At 47.5% G+C, this 24,045-nt stretch carries 18 protein-coding genes; 11 read left to right on the plus strand and 7 right to left on the minus strand.

The annotated features are described in order from the left end of the window. Positions 1-340: 340 nt before the first annotated feature. Together QT973_RS13255 and tsaD are read right to left on the minus strand one after the other, a co-directional pair. A complete protein-coding gene (locus QT973_RS13255; RefSeq protein ID WP_333054409.1) occupies positions 341-832 on the minus strand; it encodes an N-acetyltransferase family protein in 492 nt (163 codons plus the stop codon). A gap of 232 nt (positions 833-1,064) precedes the next feature. Next, on the minus strand, positions 1,065-2,138 hold the full coding sequence (gene tsaD / locus QT973_RS13260; protein WP_333054408.1) for a tRNA (adenosine(37)-N6)-threonylcarbamoyltransferase complex transferase subunit TsaD: 1,074 nt from the start codon (positions 2,136-2,138) through the stop codon (positions 1,065-1,067). Between the two features lie 330 nt (positions 2,139-2,468). Here tsaD and QT973_RS13265 point away from each other — a divergent pair, with 330 nt between their 5' ends. The 4 genes from QT973_RS13265 to ilvN all read left to right on the plus strand — a co-directional run bounded on the left by QT973_RS13265 (position 2,469) and on the right by ilvN (position 5,507). Then, complete coding sequence (locus QT973_RS13265) at positions 2,469-2,957, plus strand: Photosystem I reaction center subunit III (protein WP_333037176.1); 489 nt, start codon at positions 2,469-2,471, stop codon at positions 2,955-2,957. Positions 2,958-3,076: 119 nt separating this feature from the next. After that, entirely contained in the window at positions 3,077-3,205 is a 129-nt protein-coding gene (psaJ, locus tag QT973_RS13270; protein WP_333037175.1) for a photosystem I reaction center subunit IX, read from the plus strand. A 252-nt stretch (positions 3,206-3,457) separates the two neighbouring features. Continuing rightward, entirely contained in the window at positions 3,458-4,270 is an 813-nt protein-coding gene (locus QT973_RS13275) for a carbon-nitrogen hydrolase family protein (protein ID WP_333054406.1), read from the plus strand. Positions 4,271-4,988: 718 nt separating this feature from the next. Beyond that, complete coding sequence (gene ilvN, locus QT973_RS13280; RefSeq protein ID WP_333054405.1) at positions 4,989-5,507, plus strand: acetolactate synthase small subunit; 519 nt, start codon at positions 4,989-4,991, stop codon at positions 5,505-5,507. 198 nt (positions 5,508-5,705) lie between these two features. On the opposite strand, the gene QT973_RS13285 is transcribed toward ilvN, so the two are convergent. Continuing rightward, on the minus strand, positions 5,706-9,143 hold the full coding sequence (locus tag QT973_RS13285) for an EAL domain-containing protein (RefSeq protein ID WP_333374155.1): 3,438 nt from the start codon (positions 9,141-9,143) through the stop codon (positions 5,706-5,708). Positions 9,144-9,371: 228 nt separating this feature from the next. After that, the gene (locus QT973_RS13290) at positions 9,372-10,514 is read right to left on the minus strand and encodes a transposase (protein WP_333054402.1); all 1,143 of its coding nucleotides are present in this window, start codon (positions 10,512-10,514) and stop codon (positions 9,372-9,374) included. 37 nt (positions 10,515-10,551) lie between these two features. On the opposite strand from QT973_RS13290, the gene QT973_RS27045 reads away from it, so the two are divergent. Then, positions 10,552-10,683, plus strand: a complete 132-nt coding sequence (locus QT973_RS27045) for a ribbon-helix-helix protein, CopG family (protein WP_445243008.1) — start codon at positions 10,552-10,554, stop codon at positions 10,681-10,683. Positions 10,684-10,820: 137 nt separating this feature from the next. Further along, positions 10,821-11,825, plus strand: a complete 1,005-nt coding sequence (locus tag QT973_RS13295; RefSeq protein WP_333273891.1) for a zinc-dependent alcohol dehydrogenase family protein — start codon at positions 10,821-10,823, stop codon at positions 11,823-11,825. Positions 11,826-12,274: 449 nt separating this feature from the next. On the opposite strand, the gene QT973_RS13300 is transcribed toward QT973_RS13295, so the two are convergent. The 3 genes from QT973_RS13300 to QT973_RS13310 all read right to left on the minus strand — a co-directional run bounded on the left by QT973_RS13300 (position 12,275) and on the right by QT973_RS13310 (position 16,820). After that, positions 12,275-13,948 carry an asparagine synthase-related protein gene (locus tag QT973_RS13300; protein WP_333391489.1) on the minus strand — a complete coding sequence of 558 codons (1,674 nt, stop codon included), beginning with the start codon at positions 13,946-13,948 and terminating at the stop codon, positions 12,275-12,277. 286 nt (positions 13,949-14,234) lie between these two features. Beyond that, a complete protein-coding gene (locus QT973_RS13305) occupies positions 14,235-15,683 on the minus strand; it encodes a serine/threonine-protein kinase (RefSeq protein WP_333209225.1) in 1,449 nt (482 codons plus the stop codon). Between the two features lie 132 nt (positions 15,684-15,815). Further along, positions 15,816-16,820: a LysR family transcriptional regulator gene (locus tag QT973_RS13310; RefSeq protein ID WP_015174889.1), complete on the minus strand. Its 1,005-nt coding sequence runs from the start codon at positions 16,818-16,820 to the stop codon at positions 15,816-15,818. Positions 16,821-17,116: 296 nt separating this feature from the next. On the opposite strand from QT973_RS13310, the gene QT973_RS13315 reads away from it, so the two are divergent. From QT973_RS13315 to QT973_RS13335, 5 genes are all read left to right on the plus strand, one after another. Then, positions 17,117-17,830: an NnrU family protein gene (locus QT973_RS13315; protein ID WP_333054397.1), complete on the plus strand. Its 714-nt coding sequence runs from the start codon at positions 17,117-17,119 to the stop codon at positions 17,828-17,830. A 44-nt stretch (positions 17,831-17,874) separates the two neighbouring features. After that, on the plus strand, positions 17,875-18,252 hold the full coding sequence (locus QT973_RS13320; protein WP_333054396.1) for a thioredoxin family protein: 378 nt from the start codon (positions 17,875-17,877) through the stop codon (positions 18,250-18,252). 389 nt (positions 18,253-18,641) lie between these two features. Continuing rightward, the gene (locus tag QT973_RS13325) at positions 18,642-20,687 is read left to right on the plus strand and encodes an NAD(P)H-quinone oxidoreductase subunit 5 (RefSeq protein ID WP_333209223.1); all 2,046 of its coding nucleotides are present in this window, start codon (positions 18,642-18,644) and stop codon (positions 20,685-20,687) included. Between the two features lie 521 nt (positions 20,688-21,208). Further along, the gene (locus QT973_RS13330; RefSeq protein ID WP_445243124.1) at positions 21,209-22,795 is read left to right on the plus strand and encodes an NAD(P)H-quinone oxidoreductase subunit 4; all 1,587 of its coding nucleotides are present in this window, start codon (positions 21,209-21,211) and stop codon (positions 22,793-22,795) included. Positions 22,796-23,068: 273 nt separating this feature from the next. Further along, entirely contained in the window at positions 23,069-23,884 is an 816-nt protein-coding gene (locus tag QT973_RS13335) for a DMP19 family protein (protein WP_333391491.1), read from the plus strand. The last annotated feature ends 161 nt before the right edge of the window (positions 23,885-24,045 follow it).

Here is a 24,045-nt window from a genome sequence, read left to right on the forward strand (position 1 = left end):
CCAGGGAAACGGCAATGCCGTTTCCTCCAAATTAGGACACGGCATTGCCGTTTCCCTACAAATCAAGACAAGGTGTTGCCGTTTCCTCCAAATTAGGACACGGCAATGCCCATTGGTGACAACTTAACGTACAACCGATACTCCGGCAGGGGTTTCAACCCCTGCCTCAAAGCGAAAGTCCTCTTAAGAGGACTGAGAAGAAAAATTTAAGATTCATTAGTCCTCTTAAGAGGACTTTCGCTATTAGACAGGGAATTCATTCCCTGGCGGACTGACGGGCGGACGGAATGATTGGGCGGACTGACAGTTTAAGCTGACACCAATGGGCATTGCCGTTTCCCTAAAGACAACGCAAACCCAGAATTACGACATCTCTTTCAACGCCGTCAAGTTCGGCAACTTGCGGCAGATATCCCCACCGCTGAAAGCCAAATTTCTCAAACAATCTTACACTCGGCTGATTGTGAGCAAAAATTATTCCTATGAGAGTTTTTAGCTTCAATTCTGGACTCCGCACAATTGCCGATTGCAATAATTTTTGTCCGATTCCGCAGCGTTGGCGATCGGGTGCGACGTAGATGCTAACTTCTGCTGTATGCTGATAGGCAGCGCGTCCGTAGAAAATCTGCAAACTCAGCCAACCAACAATATTTTGTTCTGATTCCATTACCCAAATCGGCCAGGAATTTGGGGAGTGTTCTCTGTACCACGGGAGGCGGCTTTCGACTGAGACTGGTTTTAAATCGGCTGTGGCCATTCTGCCCGGTATTGCTGCGTTATATATTTGGACAATTGCTGGCAAATCGCTTTCTTTTGCGGATCGGATTTTCATCGTTGGGTTGACTGTTGACTGTTGACTGTTGACTGTTAACTGTTAACTAATGATATTATGTCCTGTCGATTACCCTTAATACGGTAGGGGCGGGTTCACGAAAAACATCTGCCAATAATTGACAATCTCAAAAACCCGCCCTTTTAATCGCGGTCACTCGATCGGATATGATATGACTGTTAACTAATGACTAATAACTAATGACTAATAACTAATGACTAACAACTAATGACTAATGACTCTTGTACAGTTCCATAATATCGCTGACAGCCATTCTTGAATTTGCTCCCAAAGTGAGTGGTGATGTGTGTCCTCGCTGCAAGTGTTCTGCCGCCGCACAGCCGATCATTGCTGCGTTGTCTGTACAATATTTTAATGGCGGAAACAATACCCGCAAGTTGTGTTTGGCTGCTGCTGCTTGTAAGTGTTTTCGCAGTCCGCTGTTTGCTGCAACTCCGCCGCCGACTACAATAGTGGTAAGCCCGAAATTTACGGCACAGTCGATCGCTCTTTTTGTTAAACCCTTAGCTACAGTTTCCTGAAAGCTGGCCGCAATATCATTAATTGTAGAGGCAGTCAAGATGCCTTCCTCACCCACATTGTTATTTTGTTTCTTGAGTTTCTGCACTAATTGCAAAACAGCAGTTTTCAACCCGCTAAAACTACTGTCGTAAGGATGGTAGCCACCACCGGGCAAGGAAATTCTGCCTTCTGGTAGAGGGTATGCTTGGGGATTGCCAAGGGCGGCCAATTTGTCAATCAGCGGCCCGCCGGGATATCCTAGCTGCAACAGTCTCGCGACTTTATCAAAAGCTTCGCCTGCGGCGTCGTCGCGTGTGTGTCCTACTGTTTCATAAACGCCGCAATCTTTGACGTAAATAAAGCTAGTGTGGCCCCCGGAAACTAACAAACACAAAAACGGTGGCTGCAAGTCGGGTTCGGTAAGGTAAGAAGCGTAGATGTGTCCTTCGAGGTGATGGACGCCTAAAAAAGGTTTTTGATGGACTATTGCCAAGCTTTTCGCCGCTGTCAGCCCGACTAACAATGCACCTACTAAACCGGGGGCACAAGTCGCTGCAATGCCGTCAATTTCTGACCAACTCAGGTTTGCTTCACCGAGACACTGGGCAATTACCTGATTGAGCATTTCTAGGTGACTCCGCGAAGCGACTTCCGGTACTACCCCGCCAAACTGCTGGTGGATTTTAATTTGCGATGCTACAACATTGCTGCAAACTTGACGATTCTTAACAATTGCTGCTGCTGTTTCGTCACAACTTGTTTCGATTGCGAAAATGGTTGCCATTAACTGCTAATTTTATTTGATAGGTTAGTTATTGCTAGCTTAACTAATTCGGCGCAAGTCCCCCGCTCTACCTGTACTCAGGTTATTGTTAAGGGATTTTTGCCCGATCGACAGGTAAGACCATCATCGGATGCAATGAAGGAATATCCTCGCGGTATTGCTAGCTCAGCATTGACCTATGAGAACGGGAATCCCTCATTCTATTGGACTTTGCCACATCAATGATGGATACTTTACACTGTCAACAAACACGGTAATCTGGATTCCAGATCGGCAAGTTGAAATGCTTGTACAAAAACTTATTGTTTTGTAACAAAAGGAAACAATTCCATGCGACGATTGTTTGCTGCAATTTTAGTGTTGAGTGTCTGGATCAGTTTTGCTCCAGTTGCTTCGGCTTACAATTTAGTGCCGTGCAAGGACTCTCCCGAATTCAAGGAACTGGCTAAAAATGCACGTTCAACCAATGGCGACCCCGCATCTGCGAAAGCAAGATTCGATCGCTATTCTCAAGCTATGTGCGGCCCGGAAGGATACCCGCACTTAATCGTAGACGGCAACTTGAGCAAAGCAGGGGACTTTTTGATTCCTAGCATACTGTTCTTGTATATCGCAGGTTGGATTGGTTGGGTGGGCCGTTCTTATCTGCAAGTTACCAAGAAATCAGCAACCCCAGAGGAAAAAGAGATTATTATCGACGTTCCTTTGGCAATCAAATGTATGCTGAGCGGCGTTTTATGGCCTCTGGCAGCTCTCACATCAATCACCAGCGGTGAAATGTTTGCGAAGGACGACGAAATTACTGTTTCCCCCCGCTAAAATTGGGAAATGGAGAAGAGCTAATAGCTAACAGTTAAGTAGTTAACTAGAAAATAGCAATTAGCGCGCTAGACCGATCGGCAATTACCAACTGTCTGGAATTTTCAGGAGCAGAATTCATGCAATACTTTGTCAAGTTTCTTTCGACAGCACCAGTATTGGCTATCCTTTGGATATCTATTCAAGCTGCGGCTTTAATTGAATTTAACCGCTTTTTCCCCGACCTGCTTTTCCATCCGATGCCGTAAGATTTGAAGGAAATTAGGTTACAAAACCTAGGAGTAAAAAGTTGAGAGTTTTGAGTTTTGAGTGATGAGTTACAGGCTAATTTAAAACTCAAATATCAAAACTCTCAAACCATACCAGTTCGGGCAAAACCAGCGCCGAGATGGGTAAAACCCAAGGATCTAAACTATTTAGTTATCAAATTAGTTCCCAATGGCTAATGACTAATGACTAATGACTATTGACTATTGACTATTGACTAATATTTTGAATCGATGAAGTCTTATCTCGCCGCAGCAATTCAAATGACTAGCTTGCCTGACCTGCAAAAAAATTTGGTTCAGGCAGAGGAATTAATCGACCTGGCAGTGCGTCGGGGTGCGGAGTTAGTTTCCTTACCAGAAAATTTCTCGTTTATGGGCGAAGAGGAGGAAAAGATTGCTTCAGCAGAGGCGATCGGCATCCAAAGCGAAAAATTCCTCAAAACGATGGCCCAGCGGTTCCAGGTAACGATTCTGGGCGGCGGATTTCCAGTGCCGACGACCGGGGGGAAGGTATACAATACTTGTTTGCTGGTAGACCCAAACGGCACTGAAGTGGCAAGGTACAGAAAAGTACATTTGTTTGATGTGAATGTGCCAGACGGCATTACTTACAGGGAATCGAACACTGTGAAAGCTGGTGAAGATTTGCCCCCTGTTTATGTGTCGCCGGATTTGGGCACCCTAGGACTTTCGGTGTGCTACGACGTGCGGTTCCCGGAGGTGTACAGGCATTTGTCGTACAAGGGGGCTGATATTTTGTTCGTGCCGGCGGCGTTTACTGCTTACACTGGCAAGGATCACTGGAAGGTTTTGTTGCAAGCTAGGGCGATCGAGAATACTTGTTATACGATCGCACCTGCACAGACTGGACACCACTACGGCCGCCGTCAAACACACGGTCACGCGATGATTGTAGACCCTTGGGGTGCCGTTTTGGCGGATGCTGGAGACGAACCGGGTGTGGCAATTGCAGAAATTAATCCCGATCGACTAGAACAAGTCCGCCGCCAGATGCCATCTCTGCAACACCGGGTTTTTCTCTGAAGGAATTTTGAGACCAATTGGTCTCAAAATTTCAGTCCCAGTGGGCCGCCCGACCTTTCAAGTTTTTATTCGCTCAAGTAATTGTGTAGGTTCGTACACAAAAAAACTTAGATCATGTGCGTGCGATCGACAAAAATAAGCGGGTGGGGGCGGATTTACGCCGATCTATGAGTGATATTGTCGATCGGGCGTTACTAGGCGCCCCGACAGCTTAATATATTGTTTTTTCCTGGAAAGGAACGGCCAGTAACTCGCGATAAAATGTCTAAGGCAGGTTGAATGGGCGTGCATTTCTGGTCTCAGGCGAATGGGCGAAAGTAGAATTGCACGAAATGCGTCTTTTTGGAGAATTGACATCCACCCCGACCGTCGCGGACGGGGATTCCCAAACCTCACGATTTGAATTTCTGCTTCTTCGCAACTGCCTCCACCCTAAAAGAGATTTGGTCTTATGTTCGCTCCACAGACTAACCCCGCAAGAGAAAGCGGTTTTTATGTGTCGAATACCAAACGGAATTCTTCTTCGTTTTGATTCTAGGGATGTTTACCATTGCCCTATCCTCTTGAACCGGTCTACCGATTTTGCTTCGCCGCCAGCACCTCGGGCTGAACTTCGCTCGTATAGGCTGTTTGATCCATCGTCTCGGGTGGGTCGTTGACCAATTATATTGTAATATAAAGCCGTCCTAAAAGGACGAGGTTTCTACCCAATTTTCTGATGAAACACACTCTTTCGGTTTTAGTTGAAGATGAAGCGGGTGTCCTCACTCGAATTGCTGGTTTGTTTGCCCGTCGGGGTTTTAATATTGAAAGTCTGGCCGTTGGCCCGGCGGAACAAGGGGGAGTGTCTCGGATTACGATGGTTGTACCCGGAGATGACCAAGTTATTGAGCAGTTGACAAAGCAACTGTACAAGTTGATTAACGTGCTTAAAGTTCAGGATATAACGGAAATTCCCTGTGTGGAACGGGAGTTGATGTTGCTGAAAGTTAATGCTGCTAGCGGGACGCGATCGGAGATCATTGAGTTAGCTCAAATTTTTAGAGCGCGAGTGGTGGATATTGGTGATGATACGCTGACATTGGAAGTTGTCGGAGATCCCGGTAAAATGGTGGCGATCGTCCAGGTGCTGAATAGATTTGGGATTAAGGAAATTGCTCGTACTGGGAAAATTGCCCTGACGCGCGAGTCGGGGGTAAATACTGAGTTTCTCAAGTCCTTGGAAGCGAAAGTTTAAGTCATTAGTCATTAGTCATTAGTCATTAGTCATTAGTCAGAAGGAATGTTTTAACTTTTAACTTTCGACTTCTTATTACCAACTACCAATTACCAATGGCTGATGACCAATGACTAACGACTCCTGACTAATTAGGAATGAGAATTAAATAACTTCCACAATAACAATTAAAATTGTAAGTTATTTAATTCGCGATCCTTACCATTGGGGTTGACTTTCTATTAAAAGTGTGGCTGCGATGCTGTCTATCGGCTTTGAGAAAAAGTATCCTTGTCCGTATTCGCATTGCAGCGCTCTAAGTAAATTAAGCTGTTCGCTGGTTTCGATGCCTTCAGCAATTACATCCATGCCTAAATGACTGGCTAAAATTAAAATAGTCTGTACAATCGCTTCGTTGCCTTCATCTTCAGTCATGCGGCTGACAAAAGCTCGATCGATTTTTAAAGCATCAGTTGGAAAAGTGTGCAGGCGGCTCAAAGAAGAATAGCCAGTGCCGAAATCGTCAATATATAATTGAATTTGTAAATTTTTCAATTCCGCGAGGATAGCCACTGCTGATTCGGCATTCTCCATGATGACGCCTTCAGTAATTTCTACCTTTAAAGTGCGGGGGTCAAGCTGAGTTTCTTGTAAAATGTCGCGAATGCGATCGATTAAATCCGGTTGTTTAAATTGTTGGTTAGAAAGGTTGACGCTGACAGTCAACGGCGGATTTTCGGGGAATTTTTGGTGCCACTCGTGGATCTGATGGCAAGCCGATCGCATCATCCACCAGCCAATAGGTATAATCAATCTAGTTTCTTCAGCTACTAAAATAAACTCGCCAGGAGCTACGACACCCCGCTGCGGGTGATACCACCGCAGCAGCGCTTCAAAACCGCTGATTCTACCAGTAACAAGAGAGACGATAGGCTGATAGTAAAGCTGAAATTCCTGGGAGTCTAAAGCGCGTCGCAGGTCGTTTTCCAGTTGCAAAAGGGCGACGGCGCGAGTGTGCATACTTAAGTCAAAAACTTCGTGGCGAGCTTTGCCCAATCCCTTAGCATGATACATGGCCGCATCTGCATCTCGGAGCAGTTCTTCAGGCCGATCGTACAACATTGGGAACGGGACATTGGGAACAGGAGAGTCGGAAGATAAGCCAGACAAAGAAGTTTCCCGATCGATATTTCCCAAATTTTCGGGACTCGACAGTTTGCTAGTTTCCCTTGGATATCGAGGCAAACCAGAACAAACAATCCCAATGCTAGCACTGGTAAAAACTTGATATTCGTTAAGGTAAAAAGGCTCTGCCAGTTCCGCTTGCACTCGTTCGGCAATCTGGATCGCATCCTCGGTGCTTTTGATATTTTCCAGCAAAATAGCGAATTCGTCGCCACCAAGACGCGCAACGGTATCTCCAGCGCGCAAACAGATTCCCAGGCGCTGCGCGATCGCGATGAGCAACCGATCGCCCACTAAATGCCCCAAACTGTCGTTAACAACCTTAAAGCGATCGAGATCGATAAACAGCACCGCAAACAAAATTTCGGGGCGGCGTTTGGAAAGATCGATCGCGTGCCCCAAGCGATCCATAAATAAAGCTCGGTTGGGCAAACCGGTTAGCATATCGTGCAAAGCATCGTGTACCAACTTATCTTCTGCTATTTTGCGGAGGGTAATATCTTCGACAGTGCCTTCGTAGTAAAGTAAATTTCCGTCAGGATCGCGAACTGCCCGGCCGTTCTCGGAAACCCAGATAGTACTGCCGTCAGCGCGGTAAACTTGGGACTCGAACTCAGACACAAAACCGTGTTTTTCGATCGCGCGCAAAAACTCGACACGGCGGTTGGGATCGAGGTAGAGTTGGCTGTCGATGTTGCGTATGTTCGCGATCAAGTCGGCGGCCGAGGAATAGCCGTAAATTCTCGCCAAAGCAGGGTTAGCGCTGAGGTAGCGTCCGTCGGGCGTTGTCTGGAAAATGCCTTCGATCGCATTTTCAAAAATACTGCGGTATTTCTCTTCGGCCTGTTGCAGCGCGAATTCTGCCTGCTTGCGATCGGTGATATCGGTCAACGTGCCGAGATAGCCTAGAACTTCCCCGCTTTTGGTAATTTCTGGCACTGCTTGCCAAAATACCCAGGTTGTCAACTCACCGTTGCAAAAGCGGTACTCTAACTTACATGGCAACTTGTCTATGACAGCGCGATACCACTGGCTCAAAACACGCTCGCGGTCTTCGGGATGCAAACTTTGCGCCCAACCTTCGCCGAGTGCCTTTGGCGCAGTCAGTCCCGCCATCTCCAAAAATCGCTCATTGACGTACAAGCAATCTCCAGCAGCATCGGCGCGGAAAATCCCGACCGGCAGTATTTTTGCCAAGGTGTAATAGCGATATTCGCTTTCTAGCAACGCGCTGGCAGCTACTTTAGTCTCTGTGATGTCAAACATTGCGCCTTGAAGGATGACAGACTTGCTTGCTTCATCGCGAACTGCGGTAGCTTGATCGCGGAACCAGACGACTCGACCGTTGCGGGCGATCGCGCGGTATTCTGAAACCAGCGACCCCTCGCAGAAGATATCTTCTCCCTCGCTGAATTTCTGTGTGGCGTTTTCCACTAACACGCGATCGCGGTCTTCTGGGTGAACGAGTTTCAGCCACAGGTCGGGATCTGCTCTCCATTCAGCTACAGAATAACCTAGAAAAGTCTCAATTTGCGGGCTGATGTAAAGTTTGGCAGCCTTGCGGTTGAGGGGAGAAATGTAGGTGACAGCGGGCATTTGTTCTACCAGGGCACAGTATTTCGCTTCTACAGTAGACAGTGCTGCTTCTAGGCGCTGCCGCTCTAATTCAGCGGCCGCCCGTCCAGCAAAGATACTGAGAATTAATCGGAATTTGGCAAGATGTGCTTCCACCAGGGGTCGATCGTGAAAAATACAAATAATCCCTAAAGGTTCGCCGTAAGAGTTTTTCAGCAAGACTCCCAGGAAACTGCGCGCACCCGTAACTACCGGTCTGCGGTCTTCTGGAAAGGTTTCCCCGAGGTAGTCTGGACAGGAATACATTCCCTCCTCCAGCACCCGCGCTTCGGGAGTATTGGCAGTGTCGCACTCAAAATTTGGCTGCTGCTGTCCGTCGCTCCAAAAACTGATAAGTTGCAATCTATCGGCAGCAGTATCGGTGCGTGCCTTCGACTTAATCGATTTGGCAGCGACGGCGGTGCGAACTCCGAGTGCTGAGGCTAAGTGGCAAACTAAGGCATCAAAGAATTCTGCTCCCCCCGGCGAATCAGTACCTGCTAGGATTTCGCCCAGTAAATCTTCCTCTAATTGCGCGGAAGCAGTAACTTTGGGAGGATTCTCGGCATTCGGGCGATCGGGATTTTGCCCCATCGAACCCGCAATGCTCAGACTTAGCGTTTTGCTATTTCCAGGCCCCAGAATAGGCGAATAATTCACACTTAGGCGCTGTTGCTTAGCCAAGAATACAGCGCGACCCATACCTAAAACTTTACCCAAGAAGCTGTCAGTTGCCGGCAACCGATTTGAGTTGGGAAAAATCACAAAGTTTTTCCGAATTTTCAATCCGGCAGATAAATCATCGTTTAATTGTGGCAACTGCCGTTGCTCTTCGGCCGGCGGCAGACGGGGGGGCATTGGCTGCCACTTAAGATAAATCGCGGACGCCAAGGCTAAAATCGCCGATAATCCCAGAAGATATGCAAAAATCTCAAAGTAAAAAAATAAATTTAGATCGAACATCGATTAACACCGCTCGAAAATTGTTGTAGTTATCTGAAGCCAATCTATTTAAAAATAACTAAGTATCTTGAAATACTCACCGACTATCAGGTGCGGTGATTCTTGACGCTTCACAGGGTTCTGCTAACCGTTGCTAGTCTGACAATCCCTCTGCGTCCGTTTAGAGTCGTGGCGATTCCCCATCCCGACTTGTTCTATATTCCTAGAAGCGTTTTTATCTCTGTCTTGCTCAGTACCACAACTCAGGCAAAGCACTGAACGAATAGACAAATCGATTTTACCCCATTTAAAGCCACAGTCCGCACAAACTTGACTGGTAGGTTCCCACCTGCTAATTACTTGAAACTCTCTGCCAAACTTTTCGGATTTGGCTTCACAGAGAGTTCTAAACTCCCTCCATCCTTGCTGACTAATTGCCCTTGAAAGTTTCCGATTCTTTAGCATTCCTGACACGTTCAAATCTTCCAGAATAATCACTTGGTTTTCGTTGACTATTTTGGTTGACAGTTTGTGTAGGAAATCTTTACGGGTATCGGCAATGCGATTATGTAGTTTAGCAATTTTAATTCGAGTTACATTTCTTCTTTTAGAATCTTTGGGCTGACGGGCCTCTTTGCGCTGGAGTTGGCGAACTTTTCGGTCTAACTTTTTATAACTGGGACTTTTAGCTTTTTCACCCTTACTCATTACTGCAAAAGTTTTAATCCCTAAGTCAATTCCGATACTTGGACTCTTAGCCTCAATTTGAATTGGCCCAAGCTCTACAACAAAACTCAAAAAATAGCGGTTTGCACAGTCTTTGATTACTGTGACAGAGCTAGGTTTAGACGGCAATTTCCTAGACCATATAGGGTTGACGATTCCTATTTTGGCTAAATAGACACCATTGCCTTTAAAAGAAAAACCACCGCGAGTAAGTCTTGCCGACTGGCTGCTAGTCCTTTTTTTGAACTTAGGATAACCAACCTTGCGTCCCTTTCTCTTGCCCTTACAGGAGTCGAAAAAGTTCTTAAATGCTGTCTCTAAATCGGCTACAGACTGCTGTAGTGGAATGTTTGACACTTCCCCCAACCAAGCTCTTTCGATTGTCTGCTTTGCCTGAGTAATTACTATTTTCTGAAGCTCTGCGGATTTGGGCTTTTTCTCTGATTGCTTGCACAGCGCTAGAGCATCGTTCCACACTACTCGCACACAACCAAACAACTGAGCTAAGCTCTGTTGCTGTTGGTCGGTTGGGTAGAATCGGTACTGGTATCTTGCTTTCATGTTATTATCTTAGCATAACTGACGGCATATTGACGGCATGAAAAAGTTAACTATTAGATGTTCTGATGAAGAATATGAGAAACTTGCGGAATATTGCAAGCTTACGAATAGAACGCAAAACGATGTATTCAGGGAGCTTATTAGGAAAATAAAGATAAAGCCGTCCTAGAAGGCGATGTACTGAGCCCTTCGGCGGATAAACTCCGCCGAAGTGACGGGGCTTGTATCCCAGTTTCTTGGTCATGAATGAGTAACGCATACAAGGTAGGATTGCAGGTGAAAGCGACAAGAGAGTTAATATCCCTGATGAAAGCAATCGTTTTTGAAACGCCCGGAAGCCCGTCCGTATTGAAACTGCAAGATATCCCCGCCCCTACTATACAAAGAGAAACTGAAGTTTTGGTGCGGTTGCGAGCGGCGGGTATCAATCCGATAGATACTAAGTTGCGATCGCGCGGCACTTTTTACCCGGACAAAACTCCTCACGTTTTGGGGTGCGACGGTGCAGGAGTCGTAGAGGCTGTCGGTGCTGGTGTGCAAAGTTTCCAAGTGGGAGACGAGGTTTTTTTCTGCAATGGCGGTTTGGGCGGGTCGATCGGTACTTATGCCGAGTTTGCCGTTGTAGACCAACGTTTTCTCGCCCTCAAGCCTGCTGCTTTAAGTTTTGCTGAGGCGGCGGCGGCACCGTTAGTTTTAATTACAGCTTGGGAATCGCTGTACGATCGAGGGCGCTTGCAAGCCGGTCAAAAAGTCCTGGTTCAAGCTGGTGCCGGCGGTGTCGGCCACGTCGCGGTACAGTTGGCGAAGTTGCAGGGTGCAGAGGTTTGCACGACTGTTAGTTCGGAGGAAAAAGCCAATTTTGTCAAGCACTTAGGTGCAGATTCAGTTATTTTATACAAAAATACCAATGTTGTCGATGAGGTTTTGACTTGGACTCAAGGACAAGGAGTTGATTTGGCTTTCGATACTGTCGGGGGAGAAACTTTTTACCAAACTATTCCGGCTGTGAAGATTTATGGAGATTTAGTAACCATTTTGGAACCCGATCCAGCTTTGGGCAATTTGAAAACAGCGAGAATGCGGAATCTGCGAATTAGTCTGGAATTAATGTTGACACCAATGCTGGAAGGTTTGGTGGAGGAACAGGAACAGCAGGCTCATATTTTGCAGAAGTGTGCTCGTTTGTGCGATCGCAACTTGCTAAAAATTCACGTCAGCAAAACTTTCCCTCTCGAAGAAGCGCAAGCCGCTCACGAACTGTTAGAAACAGGCTCAGTAACCGGTAAAATAGTGCTTGAAATTGGGGGTTAAAAATGCGAATTGTTAAATTTGTGGGTTGAAGAATCGCGGGCGATTTCAATAGACTGTTGGCGAATTAAAAAAGCCTGAAACCAAACATCCCATAATCATCGCAGGAGAGCTAAAGCAATTCTTGCAGGAGTCGTAAACTTTTTACCCCACCCCAACCCTCCCCTTACCAAGGGGAGGGAGCAAGAAATTGACAAATGATTTAGGATGGCTATATACAGCGTATCCCAGGTTTATGAAATACACTGTATATCAAATCCGTTGGCATCGGAATGATTCATCTGTCTCTTCCGTTTCTCTGTATCCTCTGCGCCCTCTGCGGTTTAATTCGGTTCTATAAACAAGAGCGAAAACCGCATAGGGAAAATGCCATTGTCGATCGACAAATTGGGGCGTCAACTGCTGAAGTTGACACGACGAAAGGCACAGCGCCGTGTCCTAATTTCGGGTAACTAACGGCGATTAACTTGTAACCAAATTTCCAGCGTCACCAGCAGCCACAACTTCAGCCCATAGCGGGGAAAAACTTCGCCGCGATAGTTTAGCCACTCGCGGATTAGTGTTCGATCGAGATAAGGCGCGATCGCCGCATGACGATTCAGCAACAACGATCGCGCTTGCCGCTGCCAATCCCTCAAAAACCACTGCTGCATCGACATCACCATGCCACTTTTCGGACGGTTAACAATGACATCGGGCAGCAAATCCGCCACAGCAGCCTTGAGAACCGCTTTTTCCTGCGCCCCCGAAAGCTTGTATTCTGGAGGGATTTGCAAACTCAGCGCCACCATCCGCGCATCGAATAGGGGCGATCGAGCTTTTAGTCCCGCCGCAGCAGTGAGATTATTCACCTTGGTCAAAATGTAATCGGCTCCCTTAAACTCAATGTTGAGCCGCATCAGCCGATTCAAAAACGTCGTTTCTGTCTGTTGCAATTCCTCAGCAAAGACGGAAGGCGCATTCTTCACCTTTTCCCAAACCTCCGGCTTCAGCAAACGCGGCAAATCCACATAGCATTTTTGAAACGAAGTCAAGTAAGCTGCGATCGGATCTGGTTTACCCTGAATCGAACCATACAAACTGTTGAGTAACATCGGCTTATTTTTCGGCCCGCCAAAGCACGGATCGCCGCCTTCGCCATTGAGTACCACGTCTGCGAATTGCTTTGCCGATTGCCCCAACAGCAAATTGGGAACCGTCAAGCCTTCCCCCACCGGATCATCCATCGCCGCCAGCGTTTCCGGTAGCAACTCCCAAATTTGCTTTGGCGAAACCTCTAAAATATGGTGCTCAGTACCGCAATGTGCCGCAACGAGGTTGGCAAATTCAATCTCGCTGGGATATTGAGCGCCAAAGTGCATCGAAAAAGTGTGCACCGGGCGATCGTGCAGTCTTGTGGCGATCGCCGCGACGCAACTTGAATCAATACCACCCGAAAGATATGCTGCGACTGGTTCGCCCGCTGGTAGCGCTTCCTGCACCAGTTGTTCCAAAAGCGATCGCACTTGTTGACTATGCCATTCCAAAGGGCGATCGGCGTTAGTAATTTGCTCCTGTGGCTGCCAGTATCTCTGGGCCTCAATATCCGGTAAGTACAGGTAGCTACCGGGCCGCAACTCTCGCACGGCTTCCCACAGCGTTTGTGCTCCGGGTACAAATGCACAGCACAAGTAGTCGCGCAAAGCAACTAAATCAAGTTCTCGATCGTGATACGGATTGAGCGATCGCAGTCGAGGCGCAATCCAGCGAGTCGTTCCTGTACGGGTGTAATAGAGGGTTTTTGCTCCCACGCGATCGCGCCCCAGACACAAGGTTTGCTCGTCTCGATCCCACACAGCAAGGGCAAATTGTCCTGAGAGCAAGCTCAGTGTTTTAGTACCGTACTGTTCCCATAGCCGCGCGACGATCGCCAAATCGGTCAATCCCTCGGTATCAATCTGTTGTTTGAGCATTGGGGTGCGATCGAAGCAGCAGTCACCTACCAGCACAAATCGCTGATTGGGGCTGAAGGTGGGTTGAGCTCCGATTATGGCAAAACCGGAAGTTGCCCAAGTTGCAGGGTGCGATCGGGCTTCTGGGCCCCAAGCAATGACCCAATTCGGGTTAATCAACTTCTGATTTTGCATCGATTTAGTTATACTAATTCTCAAATTTTATGCAACAGTAGCTGGTAGGGTGCGTCGCCACCCTTAATATCGTTTCCGGTTGTATCGGAATGATTTAACCGCAGAGGGCGCAGAGAACGCAGAGGGAGAGAATACAGAGAGGAATAATTCCGATGCTACCGGATTTGATATAACTCCTTACTCGCATAGCTAAAATCTCGCAGCGACGCACCGGTGCATACAGGGCGACAGTCAACAAACTCAACACTCATGATAGTTGCAAGAGGAAAGGAGAATTGGTATTAAATTAAAAAATGTTTGAAAGCAGCTTATAAATCAATCTAAAAATAGCTGTGCCAGCGATCGCACCCAAAGCACCTAACCATCCCACAAACAACACGCCAGTGATCGGAGAATTCGGATAAATCGCACCTGCAGCCGTCTGTAAAACCGGGAAAAACCACAGCAAAGCCACAGTACCTGCGCCAATAATCAACATCTCAGTTTGTTCGATCGCCCTGCGATACTGGCCGTAAATCAAACCCGCCACAATCATCCCCAACAATCCGATACTCAAGCCAGGAGAGGGCAGCAAACTCGTCAGGGCGATCGCCAGCACCCCCGCCTCAAAACCCGTAAACGCCGCCCCCGACAAAACCTCCCAAATCGAAAAAGTCGCTCTCTGCGAAGGTTGCAGCCCTCCGGGAGGTGTTGCAGGAACCCGTACAGGATGAGGCGGCAGAGTTGGTTGAAGAGGTATGGGAGGCGGCGCCACCACGACTGTAGGTGGTTGAGAAGGTTGTTGAGGCCCAGACATCAGAGCCGCTTCCACCTCACTCGCAGATTGAAACCGCTGGCTGGGAGCTGATAATAACATTCGATCGAGAACATGAGCCAAACGCGAACTTACCTGCACCCGCGAATGCCAATTCCATTCGTTTCTATAACTATCAAAAAGCTCCGTCGGCTGCAAACCACTCAGCAAAGTAATACAAGTCACAGCCAAAGCATACAAATCCGTTGCCGGATAAACTTCTTGCCCGCTCATCTGTTCTGGGGGAGCGTAACCCAAAGAATAAATACCAGTCGAAGCTTTTGCACTCCCAACACTTTGTGTTACTTGTTTAACAGCCCCAAAATCTAATAAATAAAGCCGACCGTTTTTACCCCGCATAATATTAGCAGGTTTAATATCCCGGTGAATCGAACCGCGAGAGTGTACAAAATCGAGAACCTTCAAAATTTCCCGCAGCACCTCCACCGTTTCCGCCTCCGAAAATCGGCCTTTAACAGCCTGTTCATCCTCCAAATTTTTACCGTCAATAAATTCTTGAACCAGATAGAAAAACTGATCGTTTTTTCCCGGCTGCAAACTCGTAACAGTCAGCTCAAAAAACGCCAGCAAACTCGGAATTTGGGAATGTTCGTTTCCCAGTTCTTCCAGCACCGCCGCTTCCCGTTCAAACAGAGTTTGAGCGATTTTTAGCTGGGGCGGAGTCAGACTTACCGACGGCTGCAAAAGTTTAGCAACGCACTGCCGCATCGCCGGAGTATCCCGGTCTCTGGCCAAAAACGCCGCCCCAAAACCGCCTTGACCCAACAACCTCACGGGCAAATAGCGGCCCCTCAAAATCATGGGCATCCCGCAAGCGGTGCAAAACTTTTGCTGCACCGTTTTCAGCCGCGAACTGTCATCGAGGTCGGGAAAAGAGTTTTGAGGGCGCGGGCAGCCCGGGCGGGTGCAGTAAACTTCCATTTTTGTTTGCTAAGAAGAGGGAAGAAGGAAGAGGAAAGAAGGAAAAGGGAAGAACGAAGAAAAAGTGATGGTTAAACCAGATTTCGATTTCTCAACTCACCGCGAACTGCTAACTGCCAGCGACCTAAGAGATTAACTTCCCGCCGAATTGGGAGTTGCTATTTCTATGAATCCCAAATCGAGGGCAGGGGGTTCTTTCTTCTCCAGGATGGTCGAATAAGTAGCAAACTGGGGCAAAATTTCATTGCTGAAAGCCTCTGCTGCTTTAGAACGGTAGCGGTTGGGGTTGTAAATCAGCGACAAAATGCGAGTTACCAAAACTTCGTCCATTTGAGATTTGTGCAAGACGCCCATGAGCAACTCTTTTTCGATCGCCGAAACCGAGACAAAAGCAGCTCCCAGCCCCGACTGAACGGCATTTTTAATGGCTTCGATCGAATTTAGTTCCATCTCTATTTTCAAGCGGCGCGTGTCAATGCCGCAGCGAGTCAGTACCTGATCGATTACTTTGCGGATCGTAGACTGCGAATCGAGGGATATAAACTGCAATTTGTAAAGGTCTTCTTTTTGGATAGTTTCTTGTTGTACCATCGGGTGAGATGGAGGAAGAATCAGAGCCAGTTCGTCCTCAGCGTAAGGAACAATTTCTAAAGCTTCTACAAGTTCGGTAGGAATTTCTCCGCCAACAATTGCCAAATCGATTTGCCCGTTGGCCACACTCCACGCCGTGCGGCGGGTCGAGTGAACGTGAAGCTGTACTGCTACATCTGGGTACTTTTGGCGAAACATCCCAATCATCCGGGGCAGCAAATAGGTTCCCGTTGTTTGAGAAGCGCCGACGATCAAAGTACCGCCTTGGAGATTTTGCAAGTCTTCCAGAGCTCGACAAGTTTCCTGGCAAAGCGATAAAATTTTCTCGCCGTAACTCAGCAGCAGGTGTCCGGCTTCGGTTAGTTGCGCCCGCCGCCCCCCCCGGTCAAACAGTGGCACGTCCAATTGTCTCTCTAAGTTTTGCACCTGCAAGCTAACTGCTGGCTGGGATACATAGAGGCTGTCCGCGGCGCGTTTGAAGCTTCCTTCAGAGGCGATCGCCTTGAGAATGCGTAACTGGTCTAAAGTGAAAGGAAGGTCAGACATATATCTAAATTGTCAGTAGGTGTAGGGGCGGGTCTTCTGTCAATCTCTGCGGTCAATCGACAAGCTGGTTCGATTTGGTGTGCAACAGTCGGAGTTGACTTCGATGCCAGTCATTTGGCTGCAACACACGCAACCTTAAAGTCAGTTGTACTCGTCCTCTGTCTGCGGTCTTTAGTTGCTATTGGGTCACTAATGACTGATGACTGATGAGTGATGACTGATAACCGCTGAATGCTCCCATAGATACTTTGTGACACAAATTGGCCGAGAATCAATAACTTTTCTTAATATTTGCAATGACGATCGACTTGGCGCTCGACTCCCACTTAGTTATTCTGGGCTTATTACTGGTTTTTGCGATCGCCCACAGCGGTTTAGCAGCACTCCGGCCCAAAGGTGAAAAGCTGATCGGGCCGAGACTTTACCGCGTTTTGTTTGCCCTTGTCAGTTTGCCGCTAGCCGTCATTCTGATTGTCTACTTTTTCAACCACCGTTACGACGGCGTACAGCTTTGGCAAGTACAGGGATTACCCGGAGTTAAACCTGCTGTTTGGATACTTTCGGCAATTTCCTTTCTGTTTCTGTACCCAGCAACTTTCAACCTCCTAGAAATTGCCGCCGTCCAAAAGCCCCAAGTTCACCTCTACGAGACTGGCATCATTCGCATCACTCGTCACCCGCAAATGGTGGGACAAGTGATTTGGTGCGTGGCCCACACCCTGTGGATTGGCACTAGCTTTACCCTCGTCACTTCCATCGGTTTGGTACTTCACCACCTGTTCGGAGTGTGGCACGGCGACAGACGACTTCAGGCTCGTTTTGGAGAATCCTTTGAAACCATCAAATCTCGAACCTCAATCATGCCTTTTTTGGCAATCATACAAAAGCGTCAAACCCTTGATTTGCTTGAGTTTCTGCGCCCTTCCTACGTAGGTGTAGTCATTTTTACTGGTTTGCTGTGGGAAATTCATCCTTTTTTGATGCGTGTCACTAGGAACATATACTGGTAGCATGATCCCTAGGATAGAAAAAAATTATTAAATTTTGAGGGCTCATGGTGTTGTCGGTTAGCGAACGCACTTTTGCACAAGAGGTTTTTCAAGCCTCTACCCCCGTTTTAGTTCACTTTTCGGCTCCTTGGTGCGGTTTGTGCCGCGCGATCGACCCCACGCTTAAGACTTTTGAAGCACAGTGGGCAGGAAAAGTCAAGCTCGTAGGGGTGAATGCCGATCAATGTTTCAAGTTGGCCCACACTTATCGGCTGACAAGTCTGCCCACGCTGATTTTGTTTGAGGGCGATCAAGTTCGATTTAGATTGGAAGACTACCAAGGACGCGAGGAACTGCGGCGGACTCTGGATGCCTGGATGCTGGCCGCTCACGTAGTTTCCCCATCTCAACGGCTGCAACTTCAGGAAGTAGCCAACAGGTAACGGCTGCAAGTTATTCGGCTTTTAGGTAGAAATCAGAAGCAATTCCTCATTTGTCGATCGGCCACCTGAGCGCCAAATGTCGCATTCCTGAACCCCGAAACAGTGTTTTTTACAAAAATATAGTGTGAAGCGCCAGGGTATCGGTTAAAAAACCAGGTTTCTTGATTTCTTTCCGTCCAAGCTCGATTTGTCAGTCTATATTTGGGCATAGATTTAAGGCGAACTAGATCGATCGGCTCGATCGGAAAATAGGCAGTAGGTCTCAAGCGTTGTCGATCGACAACGCTTGAGAATTACAACAAGTATTTCTGCCGGGTCGCGCAGGCGTGTGTCACAATTGTTTACAGTTTTGGCCATATCTAGTAGAAACTTTAAACTACCTATCAGTCATGGAACTGCTTTATCAATACGCTTGGCTGATTCCTGTCCTGCCACTGGCAGGCGCAATGCTAGTAGGTCTAGGCTTAATCACCTTTAACCAGGCAACCAACAAACTCCGACAAGCGAATGCGATATTAATCGTGTCCGCACTCGGAGGGTCAATGGTACTCTCCTTCGCATTGCTGTGGAGTCAATTACAGGGCCACGCACCCTACACCCGCAGTATTCAGTGGGCTTCTGCTGGCAACTTCTCGCTGAATATGGGCTATATCATCGACCCGCTGACGGCGGTGATGCTGGCGATCGTCACTACGGTCGCCTTTTTGGTGATGATTTACACCGACGGCTACATGGCTCACGATGACGGCTACGTGCGCTTTTACGCCTACCTGAGCATCTTCAGCGCCTCAATGTTGGGTCTCGTAGTCAGCCCGAACATCGTTCAGATTTACATTTTCTGGGAACTCGTAGGTATGTGTTCGTACCTGCTAGTCGGATTTTGGTACGATCGCAAACCCGCTGCTGACGCTTGCCAAAAAGCTTTTGTCACCAACCGCGTCGGCGACTTCGGCCTGCTGCTGGGCATCCTCGGCATTTACTGGGCCACCGGCAGCTTTGAATTTGAGGTGATGGGCGAACGCCTGCACTCCTTAGTAGAATCCGGTGCTCTTTCGGCGACTCTGGCGACAATCTTCGGCGTCCTCATATTTTTGGGCCCAGCAGCCAAATCCGCTCAATTCCCCCTCCACGTCTGGCTACCAGACGCAATGGAAGGCCCGACACCGATTTCGGCCTTAATCCACGCCGCGACAATGGTAGCCGCCGGCGTATTCCTGATCGCTCGGATGTACCCAGTGTTTGAAGGGCTGCCGGCAGTCATGAATTTGATCGCCTGCACCGGCTGTTTTACGGCATTTATGGGCGCTTCGATCGCGATTACCCAAAATGACATCAAAAAAGGCCTCGCCTACTCCACCATCTCCCAACTCGGCTACATGGTGATGGCAATGGGCGTCGGCGCTTACAGTGCCGGACTTTTCCACTTGATGACTCACGCTTACTTCAAAGCAATGCTGTTCCTGTGTTCAGGTTCAGTGATTCACGGGATGGAAGCAGTTGTAGGCCACAACCCGGCTCTGGCTCAAGATATGCGAGTCATGGGCGGCTTGCGGAAATATATGCCGATTACCGCTTCTTGCTTTTTAATCGGAAATTTGGCAATCTGCGGAATTCCGCCGTTTGCTGGTTTTTGGTCAAAAGACGAAATCCTCGCCAGCGCCTTCTCCGCAAATCCCGCTCTGTGGGCTGTTAGCTGGCTGACGGCCGGGATGACCGCGTTTTATATGTTTCGGATGTATTTCAGCACCTTTGAGGGCGAATTCCGGGGCAATAACAACGCTATCAAACAGCAACTTCTGCAACCGGGTTTAGTTTTCGGCCCGGGAGCGATGAACGTTAAGGAATTGGCATCAACTGACGACAGTCACGATGAGCACGACCATTTGCCTCACGAATCTCCTCTGACAATGGCTCTGCCGTTAGTGTTGCTGGCAGTACCTTCTGTGTTTATCGGTTTTCTCGGTACGCCGTTTGCCAATTATTTCGAGCAGTTTGTTCGCGCGCCTGGGGAGTCTCTCGAAGAAGTTTTGGAACACGCTGCTGAGTTCAATTTGACGGAATTTTTGATTATGGGCGGAAGCTCTGTAGGTATTGCTTTGCTGGGCATTACTTTGGCTTCTCTGATGTATTTGAGCCGTAAAATTGACCCAAGTGCGATCGCCCAAAAAATCAAACCGCTTTACGAGTTCTCCCTGAACAAGTGGTATCTCGACGATATCAACGATTTTCTCTTTGTCAAAGGCAGCCGCCGTTTAGCGCGGCAAGTCATGGAAGTTGATTTGCGAGTCGTCGATGGTGTCGTCAACTTAACAGGGTTTATCACCCTGGTTAGCGGCGAAGGTTTGAAATACTTTGAGAGCGGTCGCGCTCAATTTTATGCTCTGATTGTGTTTGTCGCAGTTCTGGGTTTTGCGATCGTTTCTGGAGTCGGTTAAATCTGTAGAGATACGGCATTGTCCATTAGTGTCAACTTTCCCGGTAAAACCGATAGTCCGATAGTCCGACAGGGAATGAATTCCCTGTCTCAAAGCTAAAGTCTTCGCTATGAGGACTGAAGAACTCCTTAAACCTCTTATTGTGGAACAGGCATCTTGCCTGTTCAATACTGGCTTTTTTGGAGATATCTATTAGTCCTCTTGAGAGGACTTTCGCTATTAGCCAGGGAATTCATTCCCTGGCGGACTCGCCCAATTGCAGATGAGCGGCTGAAGTTGACACCAAGGGGCAATGCCATTTCTCGCCAGAAGATATTTTAAGAACGGGCATTAGCTCAATAACTCACAATTGACAATTAGCAAAGAGAAATAAATCTTTCATTAAACTTAACTGTTGCGATCGCATAATTTGTCCAGATAATAGCAAAAAAAAATGTTCCGTCTAAAGAAAGTATAAAATTTAGGCTAAAATTGGCAAAATGTGTTTAAACCTAATAACTGATGGATCATTTTAAAACGCAATGGATACAGCTAACTTTCCCTGGTTAACAACAACAATTCTGTTTCCCATTGCTGCGTCCTTGCTGATTCCTTTAATTCCCGATAAGGATGGCAAGACGGTGCGGTGGTATGCCCTAATTGTGGGTTTGATCGATTTTGCCCTACTTGTTTACGCTTTTTACACTCAGTACGACTTCAGCAATCCAGATTTGCAACTGGTAGAAAGCTATACTTGGGTGCAGCAACTCGATTTGAATTGGTCGGTGGGTGCTGACGGTTTATCAATGCCGCTGATTTTGCTGACTGGTTTTATTACTACTCTGGCTACTTTAGCTGCTTGGCCTGTCACCTTTAAACCGAAGCTTTTTTACTTTTTGATGCTGACAATGTACGGCGGCCAAATCGCAGTTTTTGCCGTGCAGGATATGTTGCTGTTTTTCCTGGTTTGGGAACTGGAATTAGTCCCGATTTACCTGATTTTGTCCATCTGGGGCGGCAAGAAGCGCCTCTATGCAGCAACTAAGTTTATCCTATACACCGCAGGCGGTTCGCTGTTTATTTTGCTGGGCGCGCTGACGATGGCGTTTTACGGCGATACGGTGACTTTCGATATGCGGGCGATCGCAGCTAAAGATTACGCCCCCAATGTAGAATTGCTCCTTTACACAGGTTTCTTAATAGCTTACGGTGTCAAACTGCCGATTTTTCCGCTGCACACTTGGCTCCCTGACGCTCACGGGGAAGCAACCGCACCCGCCCATATGTTGCTAGCAGGAATTCTGCTAAAAATGGGCGGTTACGCTTTACTGCGGATGAATGCGGGAATGCTCCCGGATGCTCACGCTACCTTCGCACCCATCTTGGTAATTTTGGGTGTGGTTAACATTGTTTACGCCGCCTTAACTTCTTTTGCTCAGCGCAATTTGAAGCGAAAAATTGCTTATTCTTCGATTTCGCACATGGGGTTTGTGCTGATTGGGATAGCTTCGTTTACCGATTTGGGAATTAGCGGTGCAATGCTGCAAATGGTTTCCCACGGTTTAATTGGGGCGAGTTTGTTCTTTATGGTGGGCTGCACTTACGATCGCACTCACACGCTCATGCTGGACGAAATGGGCGGTGTCGGGCAGAAAATGCGTAAGGTTTTTGCCATGTGGACTGCTTGTTCTATGGCTTCTTTGGCTTTGCCGGGAATGAGCGGTTTTGTAGCAGAATTGATGGTATTTGTGGGTTTTGCAACGAGCGATGCTTACAATCCTGTGTTTAAGGTTTGTGTGGTATTTCTCGCTGCTGTCGGGGTGATTTTGACTCCGATTTATCTGCTGTCGATGCTGCGTGAAATCTTCTACGGGCCTGAAAATAAGGAATTGTCGGATCACGAGGAATTGGTGGATGCGGAACCGCGAGAAGTGTTTATTATTGCGGCTCTGTTAGTGCCGATTATCGGTATCGGTTTGTATCCTAAGATGCTGACTCAGGTTTATGATGCGACTACTGTACAGTTGACTGCAAAGTTGCGCGATTCTGTGCCTTCCTTGGTGGCTAAGGCTGCTACGGATAAAACTGTGTCTTTGAGAGCACCTGCGATCGAGCCGAGTAAGTTGTGATTTGAACTGGATTTAGGAATAAAACCCCCAAACTTAATTTTTAAAATGGTTTGGGGGTTTTGTATATATCGGCTCGAAGTAAATCGATTAGATTGGGATTTTTAAACCGCAGATTTCAGCAGATAAACACAGATGAACGCTGATGTAATTTTCAGTATTGTCGTTCCTCAAAAAGCATAAAAGAGCATGATAGGCTATATTCGATGTTGCAACTGCAATATAATTAATAGTTGGGCAAGATAAAAAGTTTTAGCCTAAGAGGGAGACGGAAAAATGAGTGACGACATACTTGGCTCGAAAGATGCGGTCGTGTTCTCAGCGGAAAGCATGAATAGCGATGATATCCGCGCGACGATCCAATCAAATATTGACTTTGTGAATGCACTATTTCAAGAGCTTCTGAATCTCTCAGAAATTTCTCACGACGCACTCCTCAGTTACTACGTTGATTACTACCTCGGGCAGGTGAATAATGGCGGTTTTGCTCAGTTTGTCTACAACACAAGGTGGCAGCCTGCTGTCATCGCGCTAGTTAAAGAAGGCCTTGGGAAAATCGGCGCGACACAACATACCGATCTTTTTGCAAAAGGAGAGGCGCTGGTTACAGCACGAAAGACAAAGTTAGCATCGTTCTTTTCGAGTGAGTTATTCGGCGAAAATGCTGAGAGAGACAGGCTAAATGGCATAAATGAGGACTTTTATTCGATCGAACAAGAGGAGAGTCTCGAACGATTAAATGCTAACTGGTTAAAAGCGCGCCCCGGCCTGATTGTTGTAGCAGAAGATCGAATCCAACAGGAAGTCACTCGACGAGCATTGAGTATTTCCGATCGCGAGGCCCGGCTCGCCCAGGCCCGTGTTGCCGAGCCGAGATACATGAAACTGATACGAGCCTTGTGCGATGCAGCCGGCCATAAGCTTGAGCGCGTTACGGCAGGCGATACTATGAATGAGTACGGTGGCAAAAGAATACTCGCTTGGCACTTTATTACTGACAATGGGCATCACTTCATGGTGGAGGCTGACGGGAAGGCAATGATGTTTTCTGGAAAGTCCAAGGAACAGATTGCGGAGCTGGTAGTCGTATAATTATGCAGCCAAATTAATAGTTAGGTTGATGCACTATCTTTTTTAGTCTTTACTCTTAAGTGTGCTTATTTCTATACTTGCTAGGTAAGGATTCAGGTCAAAAAAACTTCAGTGTCAAAAGCTGGTAAAATAAACGAATGAAAAAGCCCGCAGCCACCAGA

Origin of the sequence: Microcoleus sp. Z1_A1, assembly GCF_036700305.1 — a bacterium.
Lineage (GTDB): Bacteria > Cyanobacteriota > Cyanobacteriia > Cyanobacteriales > Microcoleaceae > Microcoleus.

What these genes read in the sequence shown, in the direction of transcription:
- QT973_RS13255 (WP_333054409.1), bottom strand. Translation starts at nt 832, where the DNA reads ATGAAAATCCGATCCGCAAAAGAAAGCGATTTGCCAGCAATTGTCCAA.
- tsaD (WP_333054408.1), bottom strand. Translation starts at nt 2,138, where the DNA reads ATGGCAACCATTTTCGCAATCGAAACAAGTTGTGACGAAACAGCAGCA.
- QT973_RS13265 (WP_333037176.1), top strand. Translation starts at nt 2,469, where the DNA reads ATGCGACGATTGTTTGCTGCAATTTTAGTGTTGAGTGTCTGGATCAGT.
- psaJ (WP_333037175.1), top strand. Translation starts at nt 3,077, where the DNA reads ATGCAATACTTTGTCAAGTTTCTTTCGACAGCACCAGTATTGGCTATC.
- QT973_RS13275 (WP_333054406.1), top strand. Translation starts at nt 3,458, where the DNA reads ATGAAGTCTTATCTCGCCGCAGCAATTCAAATGACTAGCTTGCCTGAC.
- ilvN (WP_333054405.1), top strand. Translation starts at nt 4,989, where the DNA reads ATGAAACACACTCTTTCGGTTTTAGTTGAAGATGAAGCGGGTGTCCTC.
- QT973_RS13285 (WP_333374155.1), bottom strand. Translation starts at nt 9,143, where the DNA reads ATGCCCCCCCGTCTGCCGCCGGCCGAAGAGCAACGGCAGTTGCCACAA.
- QT973_RS13290 (WP_333054402.1), bottom strand. Translation starts at nt 10,514, where the DNA reads ATGAAAGCAAGATACCAGTACCGATTCTACCCAACCGACCAACAGCAA.
- QT973_RS27045 (WP_445243008.1), top strand. Translation starts at nt 10,552, where the DNA reads ATGAAAAAGTTAACTATTAGATGTTCTGATGAAGAATATGAGAAACTT.
- QT973_RS13295 (WP_333273891.1), top strand. Translation starts at nt 10,821, where the DNA reads ATGAAAGCAATCGTTTTTGAAACGCCCGGAAGCCCGTCCGTATTGAAA.
- QT973_RS13300 (WP_333391489.1), bottom strand. Translation starts at nt 13,948, where the DNA reads ATGCAAAATCAGAAGTTGATTAACCCGAATTGGGTCATTGCTTGGGGC.
- QT973_RS13305 (WP_333209225.1), bottom strand. Translation starts at nt 15,683, where the DNA reads ATGGAAGTTTACTGCACCCGCCCGGGCTGCCCGCGCCCTCAAAACTCT.
- QT973_RS13310 (WP_015174889.1), bottom strand. Translation starts at nt 16,820, where the DNA reads ATGTCTGACCTTCCTTTCACTTTAGACCAGTTACGCATTCTCAAGGCG.
- QT973_RS13315 (WP_333054397.1), top strand. Translation starts at nt 17,117, where the DNA reads ATGACGATCGACTTGGCGCTCGACTCCCACTTAGTTATTCTGGGCTTA.
- QT973_RS13320 (WP_333054396.1), top strand. Translation starts at nt 17,875, where the DNA reads ATGGTGTTGTCGGTTAGCGAACGCACTTTTGCACAAGAGGTTTTTCAA.
- QT973_RS13325 (WP_333209223.1), top strand. Translation starts at nt 18,642, where the DNA reads ATGGAACTGCTTTATCAATACGCTTGGCTGATTCCTGTCCTGCCACTG.
- QT973_RS13330 (WP_445243124.1), top strand. Translation starts at nt 21,209, where the DNA reads ATGGATACAGCTAACTTTCCCTGGTTAACAACAACAATTCTGTTTCCC.
- QT973_RS13335 (WP_333391491.1), top strand. Translation starts at nt 23,069, where the DNA reads ATGAGTGACGACATACTTGGCTCGAAAGATGCGGTCGTGTTCTCAGCG.